The 21,106-nt window shown below is 73.3% G+C and carries 22 protein-coding genes and 1 pseudogene; 8 read left to right on the plus strand and 15 right to left on the minus strand.

The window, feature by feature from the left end:
* The coding region (locus tag ACFQ3T_RS21355; protein ID WP_380725097.1) for a hypothetical protein at nt 1-504 on the minus strand (504 nt) is incomplete at its 3' end.
* 34 nt (nt 505-538) lie between these two features.
* Here ACFQ3T_RS21355 and ACFQ3T_RS21360 point away from each other — a divergent pair.
* The gene (locus tag ACFQ3T_RS21360; RefSeq protein WP_380725099.1) at nt 539-946 is read left to right on the plus strand and encodes a GNAT family N-acetyltransferase; all 408 of its coding nucleotides are present in this window, start codon (nt 539-541) and stop codon (nt 944-946) included.
* Between the two features lie 15 nt (nt 947-961).
* Here ACFQ3T_RS21360 and ACFQ3T_RS21365 read toward each other — a convergent pair whose 3' ends face one another.
* The 5 genes from ACFQ3T_RS21365 to ACFQ3T_RS21385 all read right to left on the minus strand — a co-directional run bounded on the left by ACFQ3T_RS21365 (nt 962) and on the right by ACFQ3T_RS21385 (nt 5,699).
* Nucleotides 962-1,393, minus strand: coding sequence for a hypothetical protein (locus ACFQ3T_RS21365; protein WP_380725101.1), 432 nt, complete (start codon nt 1,391-1,393; stop codon nt 962-964).
* The gene (locus tag ACFQ3T_RS21370) at nt 1,390-4,152 is read right to left on the minus strand and encodes an FtsK/SpoIIIE domain-containing protein (RefSeq protein ID WP_380725103.1); all 2,763 of its coding nucleotides are present in this window, start codon (nt 4,150-4,152) and stop codon (nt 1,390-1,392) included. Before ACFQ3T_RS21370 ends, ACFQ3T_RS21365 begins: the two co-directional genes overlap by 4 nt.
* A gap of 1 nt (nt 4,153) precedes the next feature.
* Nucleotides 4,154-4,405 (minus strand): hypothetical protein, encoded by a 252-nt coding sequence (locus ACFQ3T_RS21375; RefSeq protein ID WP_380725105.1) that lies wholly within the window; start codon nt 4,403-4,405, stop codon nt 4,154-4,156.
* Nucleotide 4,406: 1 nt separating this feature from the next.
* Nucleotides 4,407-4,667 (minus strand): hypothetical protein, encoded by a 261-nt coding sequence (locus tag ACFQ3T_RS21380; RefSeq protein WP_033441123.1) that lies wholly within the window; start codon nt 4,665-4,667, stop codon nt 4,407-4,409.
* 138 nt (nt 4,668-4,805) lie between these two features.
* Nucleotides 4,806-5,699, minus strand: a complete 894-nt coding sequence (locus ACFQ3T_RS21385; protein WP_380725107.1) for a hypothetical protein — start codon at nt 5,697-5,699, stop codon at nt 4,806-4,808.
* A gap of 220 nt (nt 5,700-5,919) precedes the next feature.
* On the opposite strand from ACFQ3T_RS21385, the gene ACFQ3T_RS21390 reads away from it, so the two are divergent.
* Both ACFQ3T_RS21390 and ACFQ3T_RS21395 read left to right on the plus strand, forming a co-directional pair.
* The gene (locus ACFQ3T_RS21390) at nt 5,920-6,318 is read left to right on the plus strand and encodes a hypothetical protein (RefSeq protein ID WP_380725109.1); all 399 of its coding nucleotides are present in this window, start codon (nt 5,920-5,922) and stop codon (nt 6,316-6,318) included.
* Nucleotides 6,319-6,414: 96 nt separating this feature from the next.
* A complete protein-coding gene (locus tag ACFQ3T_RS21395) occupies nt 6,415-7,161 on the plus strand; it encodes an SDR family NAD(P)-dependent oxidoreductase (RefSeq protein WP_380725111.1) in 747 nt (248 codons plus the stop codon).
* A 9-nt stretch (nt 7,162-7,170) separates the two neighbouring features.
* Here the strand turns inward: ACFQ3T_RS21395 and ACFQ3T_RS21400 are convergent, their stop codons facing one another.
* From ACFQ3T_RS21400 to ACFQ3T_RS21415, 4 genes are all read right to left on the minus strand, one after another.
* On the minus strand, nt 7,171-7,956 hold the full coding sequence (locus ACFQ3T_RS21400) for an alpha/beta fold hydrolase (protein WP_380725113.1): 786 nt from the start codon (nt 7,954-7,956) through the stop codon (nt 7,171-7,173).
* On the minus strand, nt 7,957-8,571 hold the full coding sequence (locus ACFQ3T_RS21405; protein WP_380725115.1) for a DUF4232 domain-containing protein: 615 nt from the start codon (nt 8,569-8,571) through the stop codon (nt 7,957-7,959).
* A gap of 99 nt (nt 8,572-8,670) precedes the next feature.
* Nucleotides 8,671-9,750 carry a gamma-glutamylcyclotransferase gene (locus ACFQ3T_RS21410; RefSeq protein WP_380725117.1) on the minus strand — a complete coding sequence of 360 codons (1,080 nt, stop codon included), beginning with the start codon at nt 9,748-9,750 and terminating at the stop codon, nt 8,671-8,673.
* Nucleotides 9,751-9,901: 151 nt separating this feature from the next.
* Complete coding sequence (locus ACFQ3T_RS21415; protein WP_380725119.1) at nt 9,902-10,276, minus strand: winged helix-turn-helix transcriptional regulator; 375 nt, start codon at nt 10,274-10,276, stop codon at nt 9,902-9,904.
* 95 nt (nt 10,277-10,371) lie between these two features.
* Here ACFQ3T_RS21415 and ACFQ3T_RS21420 point away from each other — a divergent pair, with 95 nt between their 5' ends.
* The gene (locus ACFQ3T_RS21420) at nt 10,372-11,172 is read left to right on the plus strand and encodes an NAD(P)H-binding protein (protein WP_380725121.1); all 801 of its coding nucleotides are present in this window, start codon (nt 10,372-10,374) and stop codon (nt 11,170-11,172) included.
* A 10-nt stretch (nt 11,173-11,182) separates the two neighbouring features.
* On the opposite strand, the gene ACFQ3T_RS21425 is transcribed toward ACFQ3T_RS21420, so the two are convergent.
* Nucleotides 11,183-12,178: a LysR family transcriptional regulator gene (locus ACFQ3T_RS21425; protein ID WP_380725123.1), complete on the minus strand. Its 996-nt coding sequence runs from the start codon at nt 12,176-12,178 to the stop codon at nt 11,183-11,185.
* A 357-nt stretch (nt 12,179-12,535) separates the two neighbouring features.
* Between ACFQ3T_RS21425 and ACFQ3T_RS21430 the strand changes: the two genes are divergently transcribed.
* Nucleotides 12,536-12,961: a nitroreductase family deazaflavin-dependent oxidoreductase gene (locus ACFQ3T_RS21430; RefSeq protein ID WP_380725125.1), complete on the plus strand. Its 426-nt coding sequence runs from the start codon at nt 12,536-12,538 to the stop codon at nt 12,959-12,961.
* Here the strand turns inward: ACFQ3T_RS21430 and ACFQ3T_RS21435 are convergent.
* Nucleotides 12,958-13,773, minus strand: a complete 816-nt coding sequence (locus tag ACFQ3T_RS21435; protein WP_380725127.1) for a PhzF family phenazine biosynthesis protein — start codon at nt 13,771-13,773, stop codon at nt 12,958-12,960. The genes ACFQ3T_RS21430 and ACFQ3T_RS21435 overlap by 4 nt on opposite strands.
* 76 nt (nt 13,774-13,849) lie before the next feature.
* Between ACFQ3T_RS21435 and ACFQ3T_RS21440 the strand changes: the two genes are divergently transcribed.
* Nucleotides 13,850-14,665: a LysR family transcriptional regulator gene (locus tag ACFQ3T_RS21440; protein ID WP_380725129.1), complete on the plus strand. Its 816-nt coding sequence runs from the start codon at nt 13,850-13,852 to the stop codon at nt 14,663-14,665.
* Nucleotides 14,666-14,676: 11 nt separating this feature from the next.
* On the opposite strand, the gene ACFQ3T_RS21445 is transcribed toward ACFQ3T_RS21440, so the two are convergent.
* The 3 genes from ACFQ3T_RS21445 to ACFQ3T_RS21455 all read right to left on the minus strand — a co-directional run bounded on the left by ACFQ3T_RS21445 (nt 14,677) and on the right by ACFQ3T_RS21455 (nt 18,919).
* Nucleotides 14,677-16,050 carry a P-loop NTPase family protein gene (locus ACFQ3T_RS21445; protein WP_380725131.1) on the minus strand — a complete coding sequence of 458 codons (1,374 nt, stop codon included), beginning with the start codon at nt 16,048-16,050 and terminating at the stop codon, nt 14,677-14,679.
* An 11-nt stretch (nt 16,051-16,061) separates the two neighbouring features.
* A complete protein-coding gene (locus ACFQ3T_RS21450; RefSeq protein ID WP_380725133.1) occupies nt 16,062-17,888 on the minus strand; it encodes a dynamin family protein in 1,827 nt (608 codons plus the stop codon).
* A 95-nt stretch (nt 17,889-17,983) separates the two neighbouring features.
* Nucleotides 17,984-18,919, minus strand: a complete 936-nt coding sequence (locus ACFQ3T_RS21455) for an IniB N-terminal domain-containing protein (protein WP_380725135.1) — start codon at nt 18,917-18,919, stop codon at nt 17,984-17,986.
* Between the two features lie 222 nt (nt 18,920-19,141).
* Between ACFQ3T_RS21455 and ACFQ3T_RS21460 the strand changes: the two genes are divergently transcribed.
* Nucleotides 19,142-20,443: an Hsp70 family protein gene (locus ACFQ3T_RS21460; protein WP_380725137.1), complete on the plus strand. Its 1,302-nt coding sequence runs from the start codon at nt 19,142-19,144 to the stop codon at nt 20,441-20,443.
* 14 nt (nt 20,444-20,457) lie between these two features.
* Nucleotides 20,458-21,106, plus strand: a pseudogene (locus ACFQ3T_RS21465) (LuxR family transcriptional regulator); the annotation flags it as partial.

Raw genomic sequence — 21,106 nt, forward strand, 5'->3', positions numbered from 1 at the left:
GGTCCCCACGCCCGGCGCCGACCACGCGTCCGCGCCGACCGCCACCAGCACCCCGTCCGCGTGGACGCCGGCCCACCGCGCCGGCCCCGGCTCGCCCGGCCACACGTACGAGTGAGGAGCGGCCTTGCGCAGCAACGCCTCCACGTCGTCCCACTCGTCCTCGGCCAGCCACCGGACGCCGTCCGGCGCGGCCAGCGCCCCGGTGCGCTCCATCCACCCGAACGTGCCCCGCACCGGCCACCCCAGCCCTTCGGCCACCTCCGTCGTCACCAACGGGCTCAGACCGGGCCGCACGTGCGCCCGCAGCAGCACCGCGACGTCGTCCACCGGCCCGACCAGCACCAGCCGGTCGTGCCGGTTCAACGCCGGCGCGAGCACCGCGACCGCCTCGCCGTGCGCCCACGCCGCCCCGCCCCGGCCGGGGAACAGCGCCTGCGCCGCCCACCGGGCCAGCGGGTCGGCGGTGGCGGCGGCGACGTCGGCGGGGGTCGTCAGAACGCGCATGCCCGCATCATCCCCAAGGCGTACCGTCGCCCGCATGGACATCCGCCGGATCACGTCGTTCGACGCCGTGCTGGCCGCCGGGCACCTGTTCGACGACCCGCCGCGCGAGGACGCGACCAGGGCGTTCCTCGCCGACGACCGACACCACCTGCTCATCGCCTACGTGGCCGGCGAGCCCGCCGGGTTCGTGTCCGGCGTCGAGACCATCCACCCCGACAAGGGGGTGGAGATGTTCCTGTACGAGCTGGGCGTGGACGAGGCCCACCAGCGGCGGGGCATCGCCACGGCCCTCATCGAGCACCTGATCGCGCTGGCGCGGGAGCGGGGCTGCACCGGCGCGTGGACCGGCACCGAGAAGGACAACACCGCCGCCCTGGCCACCTACCGGCGCGCCGGCGCCGAACTGGACTTCGACACCGTCGCCGTCTCCTGGGGCTTCTGACCCACCCACCGACCGCTAGGAACCCTTGCGGCGCAACAAGGTCCGCTTCTGCAGCGACTCCTCCAACGCCTGGTAGGCCAGGTCCATCGCGGTGTTGTACTCGCGCTGGTCGCGCGGCGGCACGGTCTCGTCCGGGCCGGGGACCGGCGTCATCGTCATCCACCGCTCGTCCCACAGCAGCTCGACCGCGGCCTCCCAGTGCACCGCCACGATCAGCTTGACGACCTGCTCCTGCTCGATGACCTCGGCCATCCGGTCCTGCGACGCGGCCAGCCGTTCCAGCAGCTCCCGCACCCGCGCCCGGTCGGCGGCGCGCATCCGGTCGACCGACTCGCCGGCCAGCGCGACGATCTCCTTGTACCGCTCGACCGCCGACAACGCCTCGACCTCCGGCGCGCCGTGCCCGCCCGTGCGCTGCGCGGGCACCACTGAGGCGTGGCTGATCATGGTTCCTCCCCGGTGTCGAACGGGATGACGACCTGCGGCCGCGAGTGCTCGAACCGGTCGAAGAACAGGCCGCGGCGCGGTCGCGGCGACCACGCCATCACCTGCTCCGGTCCGAACGACAGCAGCTCCTTGCCCTGGACGTCGAACGCGATCCACGCGCCGATGTCGTCGTAGACGCCCGGCGACAGGCTGTTCTTCAACCGCTGCACGCCCCGCCACCAGCCCAGCACGTGGGTGCGGTTCTCCGGTCCGTGCTTCAGCACGGTGCGCAGGTTGTCCACGCCGGAGACCCGCTTGTCGTTCTTGGCCTCCAACAGGGTGTGCGCCGCGTCCACCGCGTAGACCACCACGTAGTGGGGTCGTGGCGGCGCGGTCGCCGCACCCGTCATGTGGTCGGTGATCTCGCCGGACACCCGCTCGACCAGCGCCCGGATGCCGTCCAGGCCGACCTCGGCCACCTCGTGGCCCGCGTTGCGCAGCTGCTTGGCCAGCTTCTCCGCGTGCGGCGAGGCGTCCTCCGCCAGGCACGCGAGGGTGAACACCGCGTCGGCGGGCTCGTGCTGGCGGGCCAGCGACAGCGCCGCCCCGCCGAGCACGTCCGCCGCGTCGTCGGCGAGCGACCCGAGCACGGCGATGTTGCGTCCGGGGGTGCGGGCGAACCGCACCTTGGCCGCGCTGCCCGCCACGTCGATCACCTGCCCCAGCAGCACGGTCGGGCTGCCGTCACCGGGCCGGAGCGCCTGGTAGTCCGGCAACGCCCGCAGCGCGGGCACCTTGCTGCCGTCGAACAGGATCGGCTCGGCCAGGTCGGACGGCCGGCGGCGGTGCAGCTCGGCCTGCAGCGCGTCGAACGTGCCCCTGGTGGTGGCGTCGGGGATGCGCGCGACCTCGTTGCCCGGCCGCACGCCCGACTCGTGGTTGACCACGGCGTGCCAGCGCGGCAGCTCCACCGCGGCGTCGTTCTGCGGCTCGGCCAGCACCCGCCGCGCCTTCGGCAGCGCGATCCGCACGGTGAACTGCTCGAAGATCGCCGACTTGCCCCAGAAGCCCTCGATGCCCGACACGTCCTGGCTGGACAGCACCAGGTGGATGCCCTGCGACCGGCCGCGCCGGGCCACGTCCTCCAGCAGCTGCGTGGCCTGCGCGGTCACCTGGTCGCGTTCGCCGAACAGGTACTGGAACTCGTCGATCACGGCCACGATCCGCGGCCAGTGGCCGTGCGGGTCCTCCTCGCGCAGCTGCTCCAGCTTGGTGACCTCGTGCCGCTTGGCCGCGTCCGCGCGCCGGCGCATCTCGTCGGCCAGGAACGCGAGCAGCGCCACGCCGAACTCGCGGTCGGTGTTGACGTTCACGCCGACCAGCCGGGCGTGCGGCAGCCACGTCGGGTCCTTGCGGCCCGGCGCGAACTGCGCGAACGACACGCCCTCCTTGAAGTCCAGCAGGTACAGCTCCAGCTCGTCCGGCGCGTACCGGGCGGCGAGGCTGCCGAGCATGGCGTACAGGAAGTTCGTCTTGCCCGAACCGCTCGGACCGCCGATCAGCGCGTGCGGGGACGTGTCGCCCAGCCCCACGTGCACCGGCTCGCCCTCCAGGAACCCGACCGGGGCGACGACGCCCGCCGACGAGTTCTCCTGCCACAGGTGCTCCGGCAGCAGGTCGGCGAACGTGCTGAGCCGGTTGCGGCGCTCCTCCCGCTTGTCCGCGATCGCCGCGCAGGCGCGGGGCACGAGGGCGCGGGGGAACGGCGGGTCGAGCGTGACCGTGACGTGCTTGCCGGTCATGGTGCACGTCGCCGTCTGGTCGGCGGCGATGGCGACGGTCTCGATCGGCGAGTTCACGGTGACCGGGATGTCCACGATGAACAGCTGGATGCCGGCCGCCAAACCGTTGCGCGCCACCCGTTGCAGCTGTTGCTGGTGCTCTTCCTTCAGCACCTGCCGGTTGCCGAACAGCACCGCCACCCGCCACGGCTCGGTGCGCCGCCCGCCCGCCGCCCGCACCGACTGGTGGCCCTCCACGAGCACGCCGGTGTGCACCCGGCGGATGTGGTCGGACAGCTCGTCCAGCAGCTCGTGCAGCCGGGCCGGGTCGTGCACGGTCAGCAGACCGGCGCGGGTCAGCGGGTACAGGCCGGGCAGGGCGCCGGTGAGCTGGCTGACGTCCCACACGTGGACGTGCACCAGACCGGGCTGGAAGTGGCTGAGCAGCCGCAGGAGCAGGTTCTCGACCAGCCCCTCGGCCGCGGGCCTGCTCTCGTACGTCGAGGAGACGTGCAGGTGGGCGTGGTCCAGCAGCGGCACGGCCACCGGGAAGTGCTGCGGCTCGGGCGCGCTGCCCACCACGCCCGTGCCGATGCGCCACAGCTCGGGCACGCCCTCGCCGCCGTCCGCGGTGCCGGGTGTGCCGAGCCACGCCTCGTGCGGCCACGACGCCGGACCCTCGGCGACGGCGTTCACCAGCGCGGTCAGCTGGTCCGGCCCGCGTTCGGACCACTCGCGGAACGCCTCCACGCGGTCGATCAACGCGCGGGCGACCTGTTGCGTGAACAGCGGGTTGCCCAGCGCGTCGGCGAGCAGCGGGTCGGTCAGCGCCCGGTCGACGCCGTCGCCCCGCAGCATCACCTCGAACATGTCGCGGGCGCGTTCGTCGGCGAGCAGGCGGTGCTCGCGCGACGCGTTGCCCAGCGCCGCGGCGACCGCCCTGCGGAACTCCTCGAAGGACCCTTCGATCCTCTTGCGGCGCTCGTCACGCCTGCTCACGTCACAGCTCCACGGCTAGGCGTTGGACCAGGTCGAGGCTGCCGACGATCAGTTCGAGCTCGTCGGCGAACCTCTCACCGGCCTTGAGGAACCCGGCGGGCACCAGGGACTCCGGGTGGTTCGCGCTCGCCTCGACCAGGATGTCGACCGCCTCGTCCAGCGCGCCCTGCGCCTCCCGGACGCTGCGGTAGGCGTCCCGGAGCAGCTCGCAGCTCTGCTCGAGGGCGAGCTTGATGTCGCCTACCGACGTCACGTCACAGCCTGGAATTGATGCTCTCGGCCTGGGAGATCCCCGCGCCCAGGTGTTGCTGCAGGTCGGAAACGCCGCTGACGACCTCGGCGAACCGCGCGTTGGCCTGCTCCACATCGGCTTGGACGCTGCCCTGGGTGGCCGTGCTGAGCAGGGCTTGCGCGTCCTCGGCCAGGTCGGCGGCCTGTTGCAGGGCGTTCACGCTCTGCCCCGCCTTCTCGACGGCCTGAGCGATCGCGGCGCGGACCTCTTCGATGCTGGCCATGTGGGATCCCGACCCCTCCTGGAAAGCGGTTTGCGTTCCTATAGTTGAAAGTAGTACCCAAAGATTGACGATCCACAAGCAAGATCGGCTGACCGGGTGGCATTGCGAATCCACTCGATCGGGTCAGCGATGATGATCTCAGTCGGGCACCGTCCACACGAATGCCGACGCCGGTGTCGCGGTCAGTTCCAACGCGGCGATCCCCGCCGGTGGCACGGGTGTCGCTGACCAGCGGGTCGTCGCGGACGCGCCGGACCACTCCACGTCCGACCATCCCGAACGGCCCAGCGACGTGACGGCGTCGCGTAGCGCCACCGTGGGCGAATTGACACTCGACCCGAGATCGATGTGCACGCTCAGTAGGTGCCCGTGTGGAGCCACTCGGGTGATCTTGCCACTTCTGGCGACCCGGCTGGCTACCGCCCGCGCTTGCCATTCCGCGCCCGCGGACCGGTCCGTGGCGACGTCGACCCGCAGTTGCAGCCGCGTGTCCGCGTCCGGCGCGGGTTTCGGCTCGTCGGGCGCGCCCGCGACGGGCTCGACGTCGCCCGCGACGTCGTCCGGCCGTTCGTCACGGCGCTCGGCGGGCCTGCTCCCGCCGGCCCGGCCACCGCCGTCGTCGGGTTCCTTGGCGTGCGGGTCGTTGCGCTCCGGGTCGCCGCCGGCCCACGCCTCGACGAGCAGCCGCTCGGCGCCCGGCACGAGCCCGTCGAGCAACGCCGGGTCCTCCAGCACGGTCCACGCCGTCGGGGGCTCGCACGCGACGCGCGGCGTCGGGAACTCGTCGCCGAGCTGCCGGACGAACGTGCGCACGGCCCTGGCCAACGCGCCCGCCACGTTCTGCGTCGCGCGCTCGCCGCTGAGCAGGCTGATCGTGACCGACCAGCAGCCGGGTTCCTCGTCCGAGCAGTCCGACGCGCGACCGATCCGGCCACCGACCTGGCGCACCAGTCCGGCGCAGGCGGCGCGCGCCTGCTGCTCGTCGTCGGCCGCCACCACCGCGGTGATCAGCAGCTCGAGGTCTTCTCCCACCATCTCGACGGAATTGTCCACGACACGCGTGGGGCGCGTGAGGGTGCCACTGATGTCACCCATAAGCAGGGGGTTGCGCCCACCCCTCGTGATGGTGGCTGATCAGGCAGTTTCCGGGGGTTCAAACGCCCGGTCACACGATGCGGTCGGTGACGGTGGGAAGGCGGTCCGCCGAGGTAACGATGTGAGTGCATGACCATCCACCCAAGGAGGTTCCACCATGCGGAGCATCATCCGACTCGTCGCTGCCGGCGCGGTCTCACTCCCGATCCTCGTCGGCGCCGCGGGCCTCGCCTCGGCCGACGTCGAGTACGAGCAGTCGTACTCGGCGGCGACCGCGCAGGGCGCGGTGACCCACAGCGTCGAGTCGGGCGCCGGTCACGGCTACGCCTACTTCCACGAGCAGTTCCTGGGCGCCGGCCCGCAGGGCGCCGGCTACTACCAGCAGGGCTCGTTCTCCCACCCCCACGGCGCGCACTACGGCCAGCAGTGGGGTTTCTCGGGACCGGAAGGCGCGTTCTCGGGTTCGGTGGGCAGCAGCGCGGAGGCCGACCACCACGAGAGCCACGACCAGGAAGGCCATGACCAGGAGGGCCATGACCACCACGCCGACGACTGACCGATGACCCGGGGGTGGGGCGGCGGCACGACGGCCGCCCCGCCCGATCGGGCTCCCGCTTGACCTGGAGCACGCTCCAGCGTGTTGGGTGGTCCCATGACGAACCACCTGCAAGGCAAGGTCGCGCTGGTCACCGGAGCCTCGTCGGGCATCGGTGAGGCGACGGCGGTCGCGTTGGCGCGGGAGGGCGCGGCCGTCGTGATCGCCGCCCGGCGCGTGGCGCGGTTGACGGCGTTGGCGGAACGGCTCGCCGGGGACGGCGCCCGCGTGCTGGCCGTCGAGCTGGACGTCACCGACGAGGCGGCGTGCCGGGACGCGGTGGCGCGGACCGTCGAGGCGTTCGGCGCGCTGGACGTCCTGGTCAACAACGCGGGCGTGATGCTCCTCGGCCCGGTCGAGGGCGCGGACACCACCGACTGGACCCGCATGGTGTCGACGAACCTGCTGGGCGTCATGTTCCTGACGCACGCCGCCCTGCCGCACCTGTTGGCGGCCAAGGGCACGATCGTGCAGGTGTCGTCCACCGCGGGGCGCGTGGTCCGCAGCGGCACGGCCGTCTACAACGCCACCAAGTTCGGCCTGAACGCGTTCAGCGAGTCCCTGCGCCAGGAGGTGACCCAGCGCGGCGTGCGCGTCGTCGTGGTCGAACCCGGCGTGGTCGAGACCGAGCTGCGCGAGCACATCACCGACCCGACCGCCAAGGCGAACATCGAGCAGCTGGCGAACTCCCTGCGCCAGCTCACCCCGGACGACGTCGCCAACGCCGTCCGGTACGCGGTCGCCCAGCCGGAGCACGTCTCGGTGAACGAGATCCTGGTCCGCCCCACCGACCAGCACTGGTGACGGCGGCGCTCAGCCCAGGCGCAGCACCCGGCGGACGAAGGCGACCACGTCGGCCAGCACCTCGGCCGAGTTGGTCTCGTTGAACACCTCGTGCCGCGCGCCGGGGTAGACGCGCTCCTCGAACAGCAGGCCGCGCAACCGGTCGGTGCCGGTGCGGGTGTCGGCGAGCGGGACCAGCTCGTCGGCGTCGCCGTGCAGCCACAACGTCGGCAGGTGCTCCAGCGCGGGACCGTAGTTGACCTCGTCCAGCGCGCGTTCCAGCGCCTCCAGCGTCGGCCGCTTGAACGGCCCGTGCCAGACCAGGGGGTCGGCGGCGTACCGCTCGCCGACCTCCGGGTCGCGGGACAGCACGGACGGGTCGATCGGCGTGTCCGGGATCTCCGGCATCCCCAGCAGGTCGAGCCCCTGCCAGGTGCCGAGCACCGGCGCGGACAGGACCAGCGCGGCCAACGGGTGCAGCTGGGCGTACCGGGCCGCGACGAGCCCGCCCATCGAGTGCCCGACCAGCACGGTGGGCAGGTCGGACGACGCCGACGCGACCGCCGCGCCCACGTCGGCCACCACGCCGTCGAAGTCGGTGATCAGGGCGCGCTCGCCCTCGGACCGGCCGTGACCGACGTGGTCGGCCGCGACGACCAGCGCGCCCGCCTCGACGAGCGCGTCCGCGACGTGCCCGTATCTGCCGCTGTGCTCGCCGTACCCGTGCACGAGGACGGCGAGCCAGGTGGCGTCCAGGTTGGGCCAGGTGCGTACCGCGAGTTCCCCGGCGTGGCCGGGGACGTTGGACTCGATCACCTAGGCAGCGTAGAACGCGCTGATCTCGATCTTCCCCCCGCCGCACACCGGGCCGAGGCCCCACGCCAGGCTCATCGGCTGCGTCTCGTCGGGCGGGATGGCGGCGGCGCTCGTCGCCTCCGCCTGGCACGGCCGGTCCACCGGCTCGTCACCGGCCGGCACGACGGTCCAGTGCAGGTTCGCCGCCGCCATCGTGCCGGGGGCGAGGGTCACCGGCGACGGGCCGGGGTCGGTGGTGCGCCGCAGGTCGGTCGGCACCGGGTTGCCCGCGCCGTCGAGCAGTTGCAGGCCGCTGTAGCCGTTGAGGGTGCACGGCGCCGAGCCGGTGTTGGTCACGAGGAGCTTGCCGTACCGGTTGCCCGCGCCCGCGTCGCTCGTCTCGACCGAGCCGGCGAGGACGGAGGCGTTGCACCGGCCGGACGCGCCGGCGGCGCCGGTGGGCGTCGTCGACGGCGGCAGGGGCGACGCCGAGGGCGACGCCGGGGCCGACGTGGTGGCCGATGTGGTCTCCGAGGACGGCTCGACCGCGAGACTTGCCTGGTCGGCCGCTTGCTGAGGGCTCCCGCACGCGGTGAGCGCGACCGCGAGGGCGCCGAACGCCACGAGTCGCCTCATGTCCACCTCCTGGCTCGGATACGTGGTCCTTATCAGGAGGACGTACCCCGGGCCCGGATGGTTGGGTCGGTTGGCCAATGATTCACCGGATCGGGCGCATCATTGACGCTTCTCGACCCCGTTCGCGCGTTCGGCCCAACCGCCGGCGAGCACGGGCATGTCGCCGATCCCGGCCGTCCACACGTAGGTCCAGCAGATCCGCCCGTCCGCCAGCGTGACGCGGACGCGGCGGTACTCGTCGCCCTCGTACTCGTCCAGCACGGGCAGCGCGTCCTCGGGGTGCTCGAGCCGCAGCACGTGCCCCGGCACGCCCGGTCCGTCGCCGGGTCGCAGGGCGGGATAGCCGCGGCCGGTGTCGTGCAGCGCGCCGGGCAGCGCGGCGGGCTCGGGGTCGCCGGTCACGAACGGCTCCACCAGGGGCCACGCCGTCATCCCCGGCTGCAGCGTGCCGTAGGTGAACAGGCGGTCGGGCCAGTCGTTCGGCGACGGGTCGCCGTGCACCGGCGTCACGTCGAGGCCGTCGCCGTCGGCGGGCCGGCCCCCCATGCGGCGAGCCCCCCGCTGGTCCACGTCGGCGCAGCGCACGGGCTTGCCGTTGACCAGGAGGGGCATCCGTCTCGTGCCCGCGCCGGTGTACGCGAGGACGGAGTCGACCACGCCGCCGTCGAACAGGGTCACCCGGCCGGTGTGCACCCGGACCAGCCGGTACCGCAGCCCCCGGCCCTCGCAGCGGTCCAGCACCCGAAGCTGCTCCGCGGTGGCGAACCACACCGCGTGCTCCTCCTCGACGCCCGGCGCGGCCGCGAGGGTGGCCGGCCGCTGGCCGTCGGTCTTGCGCAACCCGGCGGCCCAGACGGCGGCGAGCCCGGTGCAGCGGGCCCGCAGCACCACGGCCGGCCCGGCCAGGCCCAGTTCGTCCCGCAGCCACGTCACCTTGGCGGGGTTGGCGTTGGAGCCGTACGCCAGCACCGGCATCCGGCCCGCCAGGGGCGGTTCGCCGTGGTCCGCCAACCAGTCGTCGAGGTCCCGCCCGTCCGGTGCGACGCGCCACCCGGAGTCGGCGCCCGGGTCGGGGGTGACCGGCCAGCCGGAGCCGTCGAGGTGCACGAAGCAGTGTCCCGGCCGTGCCCCCGGATAGGGCTCGGCCGGGTGACTATCGTCCGTGAAGGGCTCCGTCATGACACCCATTCTGGCAAACCTCACCTGGAATTCACCTGGCGTTGGGTTCGGGACGACGTCAAAGATCCGATCTGTGCTGCCCGTTAAGGGCCGTGTGTCCGATTCTCGTGCTGCCCGAATCGGTACAGCTCGGATGTGTGAACGTGATATGTCACACTTTCTCCGCTCGTCGCGTGTCGTACGCGGCCTGTGCCGCCAAGAGCGTCGGCAGGTGGTCCTCGATCCACGTGAACAGGCCGCGCACCCGTTCCGCCGCCTGGGTTCCCAGCGGGGTGAGGGAGTAGTCGACGTGCGGCGGGATCACCGGGTGCACCTCGCGGTGCACCAGCCCGTCCCGCTCCAGCGCCTGCAACGTCTGGGCGAGCATCTTCTCGCTCACGCCGGCCACCGCCCGGCGCAGCTCGCCGAACCTCATCGTGCCTTCGAGGAGCTTGCCGAGCACCAGGCTGCCCCAGTGGCCCGTGGCGTGGTCCACGATCGCGCGCGACGGGCAGTTGCGGTCGTACACGTCACCTCGTTGCTCCATGACAAGCACGGTACCTGCGAGCTTCCCGGCCGGTAAGTACCCCACCACGAGGTAGGTACTTACGAATAGTTAGTGCTCGACCTAGCGTGGGCCGCATGACCACCTTGATCACCGGCGCGACCGGCCGGCTCGGCTCCCGAATCCTCGCCCACACCCTCACCCGCCTCCCGGCGGACTGCGTCGCGGTGTCCGTCCGCGACCCCGAGAAGGCCGCCGGCCTGGGCGTCGAGGTCCGCCGGGGCGACTTCGACGGACCGCTCGGCGACGCGTTCGCGGGCGTGGAGACGCTCCTAATGGTGTCCGTCGACGGGCCGGACGACGTGCGGATCGCGCGGCACCTCGCGGCCGTCCGGGCGGCGGCGGACGCGGGCGTGCGGCGGATCGTCTACACGTCCGTCACCGACGCCGACACGTCACCGCTGGGCCTGGCCCGCGTGCACAAGGAGACCGAGGACGCGATCCGCGCGACCGGCATCCCGTTCACGTTCCTGCGCAACGGGATGTACCACGAGAACTTCCTCCCGCACGGCCCCGGCCCGATCGTCACCGCCGCGGGCGACGGCCGCATCGCCACCGCGTCCCGCGACGACCTGGCGCTGGCCGCCGCCGTCGTGCTGGCAGGCGAGGGCCACGAGAACGCGGTCTACGAGCTGACCGGCGCCCGCGCGTGGACGTTCGACGAGCTGGCCGCCCTCGCCGGCACCACGCACGAGAGGGTGACGCCGGAGGAGCGCGTCGCCGGCCTGGAGGGGTTGGGCCTGCCGGGGTTCGCGGCGGAGCTGCTGGCCGACATCGAGGTCAACATCGGCCGCGGCGTGCTCGCCGAGGTGCGGCCGGACCTGGAGAAGCTGATCGGCCGCACGCCCACGGGCATCGAGGACGCGCTCAAGGGCTGACCACGACGGGTCAGTCGCCCGCCAGCAGCAGCGCCGCGTCGATCTCGCGGTGCGCTTCGGGGTGCTCCTCCCACCACCTGGCGTAGCCGGGGTTGCGGGGGAGCACCTTGCGGTAGGCCCTGGCCGCGGCGGCGAACACGTCGTGCGCCCGCCCGGCGGCGGGCCCCTCGCGGCGGGTCGCCAGCAGCAGGTCGACCATCAGCGGCGAGCCGCGCAGCGGCCGGATCACGATCCCGTCGCCGCCGCGGGACTGGGGCAGCGCGAACGACACCGCGCCGTTCGCGACCAGGCTGCGGGCGGTGCTGGCCTCGTTGACGTGGTGGCTGAACCGGGGCGTGAACCCGGCCTCCGCGCACACCGTGAAGATCTGGATGCGGTTGCCGACGAACTCGTCCGGCGGCGCGACCCAGTCCCGGTCGGCGAGCTGCGCCAGGTCCACGTCGTCCTGCCCGGCCAGCGGGTCCGACTCGGGCAGCGCCACGAACTGCGGCTCGCTGACCAGCCGCCGCACCTCCAGCCCGCGCAGCTCCCGCCGGTCCAGCCCCTCGAACCGGTCCAGCACGCCCAGGTGCACCTGGCCGGACACCAGCAGCTCCAGCAGGTCCGATGCGCCCGGCATGATCTCCGTGCGGACCTCCGAGCAGGGGATCACCCGGCGCAGCTCCTCCACGAAGTGCCCGAAGAACAACGTCGGCACGCCGCCCACGAGCAGCGGTCCCGGCGCGCCGGCGCGGTCCCTGGTCCGCTCGCGCGCCAGCGACACGAGCTGCTCGACCTCGTCCAGCACCAGCCGGGCCGTGCCGACGACCTGCCTGCCGAGGTCGGTGGGCACGGAACCGCCGGGCGTGCGGTCGAACAACCGGCCGCCGACGATCCGCTCGACCGTCCGCAGCTGGGCGCTCATCGCGGGCTGGGTGAGCCCCAGGCGGGAGGCGGCCTTCGTGAGGCTGCCTTCTTCGGCGATCGCGCAGACCGCGCGCAGGTGACGCAGTTCGAGCTCGGGCATAACGCTCTTCTATCCCCCTTTCGTATGAGCCGCCAGCCTCCACGCCCGCCATAGTTGGCGAAGTACCGACGCCACGAGGAGAACAGATGCGCCGCACGAGCCAGATCTACTAGAAAAGTCCAGGCAAGGGCTTTGGCCGTCCCGTCCCACACCACGTCTCCACAGACGTGGTCGAGCGACCCGAACACCGCTTACGCGGGCGGATGAGTCGGGAGGCGCCGGGGAGCAGCGGTGACGGGCCAGGGGGTGCGAGGCGGACGTCCCCACCCCGTTCGGGGCCGCCGGTCGTGACTGCGGAGTAGCGACCGGCGGCCCCGCCGCCATGCCGAGGCCCGTCAGCCTCGGTAGCGTCGGGGCATGTCAGTAGTGGACAGCCCCGTCGGCTGGGTGCAGGAGCACATCCGCAAGTACGTCGAGTCGGGCGGACGGGAAGGCCACGAGTGGCGGCCGGGCGTCTTCACGCTCCTGCTGACCACGACCGGCCGCAAGTCCGGCCGACCCCGCCGGACCGCGTTGATCTACCAGCCCCGCGGTGACGCGTACGTCGTCGTCGCCTCGCACGGCGGCGCGCCCGAGCACCCCGCGTGGTACCGCAACCTGGCCGTAAACAACACGGCCGAGGTGCAGGTCGGCGCGGACGTGTTCACCGCCAAGGCCCGCACCGCGACCGGTGACGAGCGCGCCGAGCTGTGGGAGCTCATGACGCGGGTGTGGCCCGCCTACGACGACTACGCGACGAAGACGGACCGCGAAATCCCCGTCGTCGTGCTGGAACGCGCCTAGAGCCGCACGGCCGCGCCGGTGACCTTGACGCGCGGGTCGTCCGGCGACACCTCGACCTCCAGCAGGCTGGGCCGGCCCATGTCGACGCCCTGGTGGATCGTGATCGCGCGGGGCCGGGTGACCAGGCCGAGCGCCCGCAGGTAGCCGCCGAACGCGGCCGCCGCGGCGCCGGTCGCCGGGTCCTCCACGACCCCGCCCACCGGGAACGGGTCGCGCGCGTCGAACACGTCCTCGGAGCGCTGGTGCACGAGCTGCGCGGTCACCGCGTCGTGGGCCCGCAGCAGGTCGGCGAGCGCGTCGAAGTCGTAGTCGAGCGCGGCCAGGCGCTCGCGCGTGCGCACGGCGAGCACGAGGTGCCGCGCGCCGCCGAACGCCCAGTGCGCCGGGTAGCGCGGGTCGAGGTCGTCGGCCGACCACCCGAGCGCCCGCAGCGCCTCGGCGACGTCCGCGTCGGTCGCGGGGGTGGAGGACGTCGGCACGCTGGTCAGGCTGGCCCGGCCGGGTGACGTGGCGATCTCCACCAGCCCCGCCGGGGTGTGGAAGCGCAGCGTGCCGGGCCGGTCGAGCGCGACGGCCGTGGCGACGGTGGCGTGGCCGCAGAACGGCACCTCCACCAGCGGGCTGAAGTACCGCACGTCGAACTCGCCGTCCTCGGCGCGGGGGAGGACGAACGCGGTCTCGGAGTAGCCCACCTCGGCGGCGATGGCCAGCATCCGGGCGTCGTCGAGCCCGGTAGCGTCGAGGACGACACCGGCGGGGTTGCCGCCCGAGGGGTCGGTGGTGAAGGCGCTGTAGCGGAGCACGTCGGTCATGCCGACAGCGTCTCCCACCACCGGCCATCGAGTCCAACGATTCCCAGCGATCGCTGTGATCGGTATTGTCGATCCGGTGGACACCCGCCTCCTGCGCACCCTCCTGGTGCTCGCGCGCACGGGCAGCTTCACCGCCACCGCGGCGGAGCTGCACCTCGTGCAATCCACGGTGACGAGCCAGGTCAAGACCCTGGAACGGCACCTCGGCGCGCGCCTGTTCGACCGGCTGCCCAGCGGCGCCCGGCTCACCGAGGCGGGCCGCCAGGCCGTCGAGCACGCGCGGGAGGTGCTGTCGGCCGAGCAACGGCTCCGCGACGCCGTGCGCGGCAGCACCGCGGTGGAGGGCGACGTGCGGATAGCCGCACCCGAATCGGTGTGCGCCTACCGGCTGCCGCAGCGCATCGCGGACGTGGCCATGCGCTGGCCAGGCATCACCGTCCACCTGTCGCCGGCGGGCACCCGGCAGGCGATCTCCGGCGTCCGCAACGGCACGCTCGACCTGGCGCTCGTGCTGGAGGAGACGGTCGTCGCGCCGGGACTGAAGGTGACCGCCATCGGCGTGGAGCCGATCGAGCTCGTGTCCGCGCCCGGCGTGGTGCTGGACGAGCGGTACTTCCTGCTGGAGGAGGGCTGCTCGTACAGCGACCGGTTCGTGCGCGAGCTGTCCGCATCCCCCAGCATCACCCGGTTCGGCAGCATCGAGGCCGTCCGGTCGTGCGTCGTCGCGGGTCTCGGGTGGACGGTGCTGCCCCGGGTCGCGGTCGCCGAGCAGCTGGACGCGGGCACCCTGCAGCGGGTCCGCGAACTGCCCGACAGCACGCTGTTCCTCGTCACCGACCCGCGCCGGACGCCGTCCGCGGCGGTCCAGGCCCTGGTGGCGGCGCTGAACTGACCGGTCGGCGGTCAGCCGACGAGCTGGGAGAGCATCCCCTCGCAGCTGCGCACGACGACGTGTGCCGCCCGCCGCTGCCCGTGGTCCAGCGCCGGGTCCGCCGAGTGGTCGCGCCAGCGGCCCAGGGTCTCCAGCACGGCGTGCCGCAGCTCGTCCCCGGTCGGCTCGTGGTCCAGCCCGAGGCGCACCAGCGGGTCCGTGCCCAGCTCGCCGACCAGCCGGTGCGCCTCGGCCTCCAGCTCGCCGGGCAGCCGGGTGCGCCCGCCCTGCAACGCCGCCAGCAGCCGCAGCTCCCGGAAGTCGTGCGCCGACGCGAGGATGCGCTCCACCGCCGCCGCCAGGCCGACCGAACCCGGCCGGGGCTCGGCGCGCAGCACGACGTCCAGCCCGATCAGCGCGGCCCGCGCCTTCAGCACCTCGCGCCGCTCGGTGAAGTACACGCCGATCGAGTCGCGCAGCTCGCCGAGGCCGCTGCGCTGCACCAGCTGCCCGGTCAGCTTCACCTGCGTGTCGAAGCCCTGCCGGATCAGCGTGGTCGTCAGCCGCACGCCGAAGATGCCGAACCGGTCGACCAGGCCGCGGCGCACCGCCGGGTCCAGCCGCACCGGGAAGTCCTCGCCGACGAACCGGTCCGCGGACAGCAGGTGGTCGTCCAGCTCGGCGCGCGGCAACGAGGCCAGCGCGGCGAGCGCGGCGAACTCGTCCGGCCGCAGCGTGCGCGCGGCCACCGCGAGCAGCCCGGCCACCGCGACCACGTTCTGGCACAACGGGGTCACGGTCGCCTCGCGCCGGTAGCGGCGGGCGATCTGCTTGGCCGAGGACAGCGCGTCGATCCGGCCGCCGCCGATCTCGTCGGCCCGCGCCAGCACCAGCACCGTGTTCACCGGCGCGGCGCGGGCCACCGGGTGGTCGTGCGCGGTCTGGAGGAACCGCACGTCCGCGGTGTGCAGGTGCCGGGTCAGGTACAGCACGGCGTCGGCCTCGCCGTAGACGTGCTCGACCGGCGCGTCCGCCGGGGTGTCGATCAGCGTGACGTCCCGCAACGACCGCGACGGCCACTCCACCACCACGCGCTCGGCGTCCGGCGCGTCCACGAACGCCCTGCCGTCGCGGCGCAGCACCGGCACCTCGTACGGGCCGACGTGCGCCTTGGGCTGCGGCCCGTCCTGGTACCACGTCGTGGCGCCGGTCGGCACGAACTCCTCGCCGATGAGCGCACTGACCACAGTGGACTTCCCGGACCGCGGCGCGCCCGCCACGGCGACGCGCACCGGCTCGCCGAACCGGGCTTGGTGCCCGCGCAGCCACGCGACCGCGCGCGGGCTGTCCCGGTACACGGCCAGGGCGTCCTCCAGCAGCGCCCAGACCTCTTCCTCCAGCGTCACGCCCGCGAGCATCAGGCGCTGATCCCCAACGGCGGCGCCTGACCTCCCGCGAGCGCCTGGACCCGCTGGTACAGGGCCACGAGCTGGTCCAGCTCCCGCTTGGCCTCGCGGTTGCGGCGCTCCCGCTCGGTGTTGTCGTCCTGCACGGCGCGGCGGGCGCTGCGGGCCGACTCCAGCAGCGTCTCCTGCATCTCCTCGGCCAGCGTGGCGAAGTGGCTGCGCAGGCTGCGCTGGATGTGCCGGGCGGCGTCGCGGCAGTCCTTGCTGAACTTGATGAAGAAGTCGTCCACGTGCCGGGCCGCGGCGGCCTTGGCGGCGGCCTGCCTGCGGCGCAACCGCTGGTCGCTCTCGTCGATGATCGACTTGCCGCCGAACAGCGCGCCCGCGCCCAGCGAGATCGCGTTGATCAGCGGCATCCCGGCGAGGCTCGTGGCCAGGCCGAACATCAGCACGCCGCCGTAGGAGCCCTTGAGGCCGGTGAACGCCTTCTGCATCAGGTTGAACGTCTCGATCACCGGCTTGTCCATCGGCGCGACGCGGTCCAGCACGTCGTCCGGGAAGATCGACTCCGGCAGCAGGTCGTCGCGGGCCACCGGGAAGCTCTTGGCGACCTTCTCCGCCACCCACTCGGACCGCTCCAGCAGCCAGGCGAAGTTCGTGGTGGCGGCCTCGGTGAGGTTGTCCTCCAGCCACGCCTCGAACTTGTCCCAGCCCAGCGCCGGGTCGGCGGTCTCGAACGTCCGGTCGATCTCCCGCAGGATGCGGCGGGTGCGGTCGCGCAGGTCGTACTCGATGTCGGAGACCAGGTCGGCCATCTCGTCGGCCAGCACCGTCTGCCAGCGCGCCGACCGGCGGCGCAGCTCGTCGATGCGGCGCTGGGCCTCGTTGAGCGCGGCGACGGTGGCGCCGGCGCCCTGGGTGGCGCGGGCGGACAGCTCCTCCCGCACCGGGGCCACCAGCTGCTTGATCGCCGACGCGGCGGTGACCGCGATCGTGCGGCGGGCCAGCTGGTCGGCGGCGGCCACGATGTCCTGCCGCACGCACGCCAGCAGCTCCGGGAACCCGGACTCGGCGTTGAGCGCCTTGTCGCCGGTCTTGGCCGCGCGCAGCCGCAGCGCGGCGGACACCGGGATGAGCTTCGCGGTCACGCCGGCGCGGGCCAGGTGCGCCCGGTTGCGCTCCACCACGCGCCGCCACTGCGCCGCGATGTCGATCTTCGTCAGCACCACGATCACGTTGGGGCAGGACGTCATGACCTGCTTCAGCAGCTCCAGCTCCGACCCGGTCAGCTCGGCCGTCGCGTCGGAGACCATCAGCACCGCGTCGGCCTGGAGCAGGGCGGCGAACGTGCTCGCGGTGTGCGCGGGCCGCAGGTCGCCGACGCCCGGCGTGTCGATCAGCACCAGGCCCGAGTCGAGCAGGGCGCGGGGGATGCCGACCTCGGCGCGGACCAGGTCGCCGCCGTGGCCGTGGTTCGCGCTCACCTGGTCGGCGAGCTGGTCGATCGGCACCGGGATGCGTTCGGTGGGGATGCGCTCGGTGGGGGTGTTCGCGATGGACGCGCCGCGCACCAACGCCGCGGACGGTGTCTCGGCGTGCTGCACGAACGTGGGAACGGCGGTCGTGACGTCGTCACCGACCGGGCACACCGGGGCGTTCACCATCGCGTTCACGAGCTGGCTCTTCCCCTGCTTGGGCTCGCCGATCACGAGCACCCGGAGCTTGGGGTCCAGCTGGCGGGCGCGCTTCTCGCGCAACCGTTCGGCCAGGTCGGGCCGGTTGTGCGCAGCGCAAGCCCGGATCGTGTCGTCTAGCACGTCGAGCCAGGGCGCGGACATCACCCGGCAGAGTGTGCCGGTAAAACCCGTCCGGGTGAAAGTGAGGGCCGGCCCCGTCCTGTGGACGGAGCCGGCCCCCCAGTGGTCGATCAGGCTCAGAAGAGCAGGTCGTCCACGCCGAGCGAGTCGACGACCGGCAGGTCGAGGCCGTCGACGGTGCCGGTGACGTTGCTCACGACACCGCCCACGTTCGCGGCGTTCGCGGCCGTGTCGGCGACGTCGCCCAGCGGGTTGGCGGCGTGGGTGTCGAACTCCGCCTCGCCGTGCGCGGAGCCGGACACGCCGAGCGAGTCGCCCACGTTGCCGACGGCCGGCAGGCCGCCCAGGTCGCCGACGGCGGGCAGGTCGCCCAGCGGCAGGTTGCCGGTGAGGCCACCGGTCACGTTGCCGACCACGCCGTTCAGCGTGTCGACGGCGCCGAACGCGGTGCTGGTCAGGCCGTCCGCGTCCGGCAGCGAGCCGGTGACCCCACCCGCGGTGGCGACGGCACCGTCCAGCGTGCCGGTCGCCGTGCCGGTCAGGCCCGAGACCTGGCCGGTGGCGGTGTGCAGCGTGCCGTCCAGGGTGTCGGTCACGTCACCCACCGCGGAGAAGTCGCCCTCGACCGTCAACGTCGCCGAACCGGAGCCGTCGAGCAGGTCCCAGCTCGACACGCCGCCGAAGACGCTCAGGCCGTCGGCGTCCGCGCTCAACGTGCCCGCCACCGCGGCCTTGACGTCGCCGGCGCCGGTGGCGCCCGACACCGCGAGCTGGTCCGTGACGGCCTTGAGCTGGAGGATCGCACCGGCCTGGCCGGCGTCCAGGTCGAGGGGCAGGTCCTCGACGATCGAGCCGTCGAGAGCGGGCAGGCTCCCGGTCGGCACGTAGTCGAGCACCAGCGGGATGACTTCCTGCACGTCCAGAGCGCTGATGTCGCTCAAGCCCGCCCGCGCCAGGGTGCCCTCGGCGTCGGCCTGGAAGTCGGCCAGCGCGGTCGGGTCGCTGAGGAGGTCGAGGACGAAGTCGTGCAGCGTGTTGGGGCTGGAGCCCATGATGGATTTCTCCTGGTCGAATCGGACGCGGGGAGCGGGACCGGCAGGGGTGGTCCGGCCTGGTGATCAAGGTAGGAGCGGGGGGCTCCCCGGCCATCGGGGATTACTCCCAGTAGATGCCGCATCCACTATGGGGTGTTGGTCGTTCACTCCCTAGGGGGTTAGGGGATGAGCTTGTGACCGTCTCGTAACCCGTGTAGGTACTGCCCGTAGTTCATTCAGGTGAGTGGGGAGGCGTCCGAGTTGCCGTACGTCCTCGGGGTCGACGTGGGCACCACGCGCACCGCGGCGGCCGTGTGCAGGCTCGGCGGCGCCGGACGCGGGGAACCCGAGGTGGTCGGTCTCGGCGGCCCCGGCGGCGGTGTGGCCTCCACCCTGCACCTCACCTCGGACGGCGCGTTCGCCGTCGGCGAGCCGGGCGACCCCCGGTGGACCGCCACCGGCTTCAGCCGCCGCGTCGGCGACGTCGTGCCCGTCGTCCTCGGCGGCGACGCCCCCGGCGCCGAGCAGTGCCCGGCCGAGGAGCTGACGGCGCTCATGGTCCGGTGGGTGACGGACCAGGTCGCCGCCCGCGAAGGCGAACAGCCCGAGCACGTCGTCCTCGCGCATCCCCCCGGGTGGGGGACGCACGCCAAGGGGCTCATGCACCGGGCGTTGCGGTCGGTGGGGGTCGCGGCGACCCTCGTGCCCGAGCCCGTCGCCGCCGCCGAGAACCACGCGTTCAGCCGCCCGCCCACCGGGTCGCTCGGCGTGTTCAGCCTGGGCAGCCACGGTTTCAGCGCGTCCGTCGTGAGTCGCGGGTTCGAGCTGGTCGCCGCCGTCGAAGGTGTCGACCAGGCCGCCGGCGCGGACTTCGACGACGCCGTGTTCGACCACGTCCGGGCGTCACTCGGGCGGGCGCTGGCCGAACTGGACGCCGACGACCCCCGCACCCGCGGCCTGTTCGGGCGGCTGCGCCGCGACTGCGAAGCCGCCAAGCGCCTGCTGTCCGGCACGGTGGAGACGTCGATCCCCGTGCACCTGCCGTCCGGCCGGGTCGACGTGCCGATCACCAGGGCGCGGTTCGAGGACCTCATCCGGCCCGACGTGGAACAGGCCGCGGCCGTGTTCCACCGGGTCGTGTCCGCCGTGCCCGGCGTCGGGGTGACCGCGGTCGTCGGCGGCAGCGCCCGCATCCCCCTGGTCGCGGCGTCCGTGCCCGGCCGGGTGGTGCTGGAGGCCGCGCCCGAGACGTCCGTGGTGAAGGGCGCGGCCCTGGCCGCCCGCCGGCTCGTCGTCGGGCCCGACGCGGAACCCGAGCCCGTGGACACGTCGATCATGGTCCGCGACGACGACCCGCTGCTGAGGTTCCCCGTGGGCGGGCTGGAGGCGTCGGACGTGGAGTTCACCGCCCCGCCGCCCCGGCCGCCCGTCGACATCACCCCCCTGGACCTGCCCGAGCGGCGCACGGTGAAGCGCGTCGTGCGCGGGCTCGTGCCGACCGGTGGGCAGCGCCGCGCCCGTGACCCCGAGGATGGCCGTTGAGCCCGAGCACGACCGTGAGTCCCCTGCTCCCACCGCAGGTCGCGCAGGTGTTGGACGTGATCGCGTCCGGCGACCCGGTGCGGCTCGGCGTCGTCGCGCCCGGCGGGTACGGCAAGACCGCCGTGCTGCGGGAGATCGCCCGGGCGTTCGAGGACGCCGGCGTCGCCGCGACCGTCGTCGATGACGCCCACCTGCTGCCCGACGCCGACCTGCTGTCCCTGCGGGCCAGGGTCGAGCGCGGCGAGGAGAGCATCGTCGTGGCCTACCGGCCGTGGCCCCGGTCGCGGGCGCTGGCGGCGCTGGCCGAGTCGCTCGGCCGGGCCAGGCCCGCCGTGACGCTGGAACCGCTGACCCGCGAGCAGGTGCGGGCCGTGCTGCCCGCGTCCTCGCGGGGGCTCGTGGACTTCGTGCACCAGCAGACCGGCGGCGTGCCGCGGTTCGTGCGGCGGCTGGCCGGGCTCAGCACCGCCGAGGTGACACCCGAGGTCGTGGCGTCGTTCCGGGCGGACCTGGAGTGGCTGGACGCCGACGTGCAGAAGTACCTGCTCGCCGCCGAAGCGGGCGCGGGCCTGCGGCTCGACCTGCTCGGCGGGCTGCCCGGCGGCGACCTGTACGCGGTCGGCGACATCACCGACGTGGGCCGCGCGACCGGGCTCGTCGCCG

The sequence above is a fragment of the Saccharothrix hoggarensis genome (assembly GCF_042678885.1).
Classification (GTDB): Bacteria; Actinomycetota; Actinomycetes; order Mycobacteriales; family Pseudonocardiaceae; genus Actinosynnema; species Actinosynnema hoggarensis.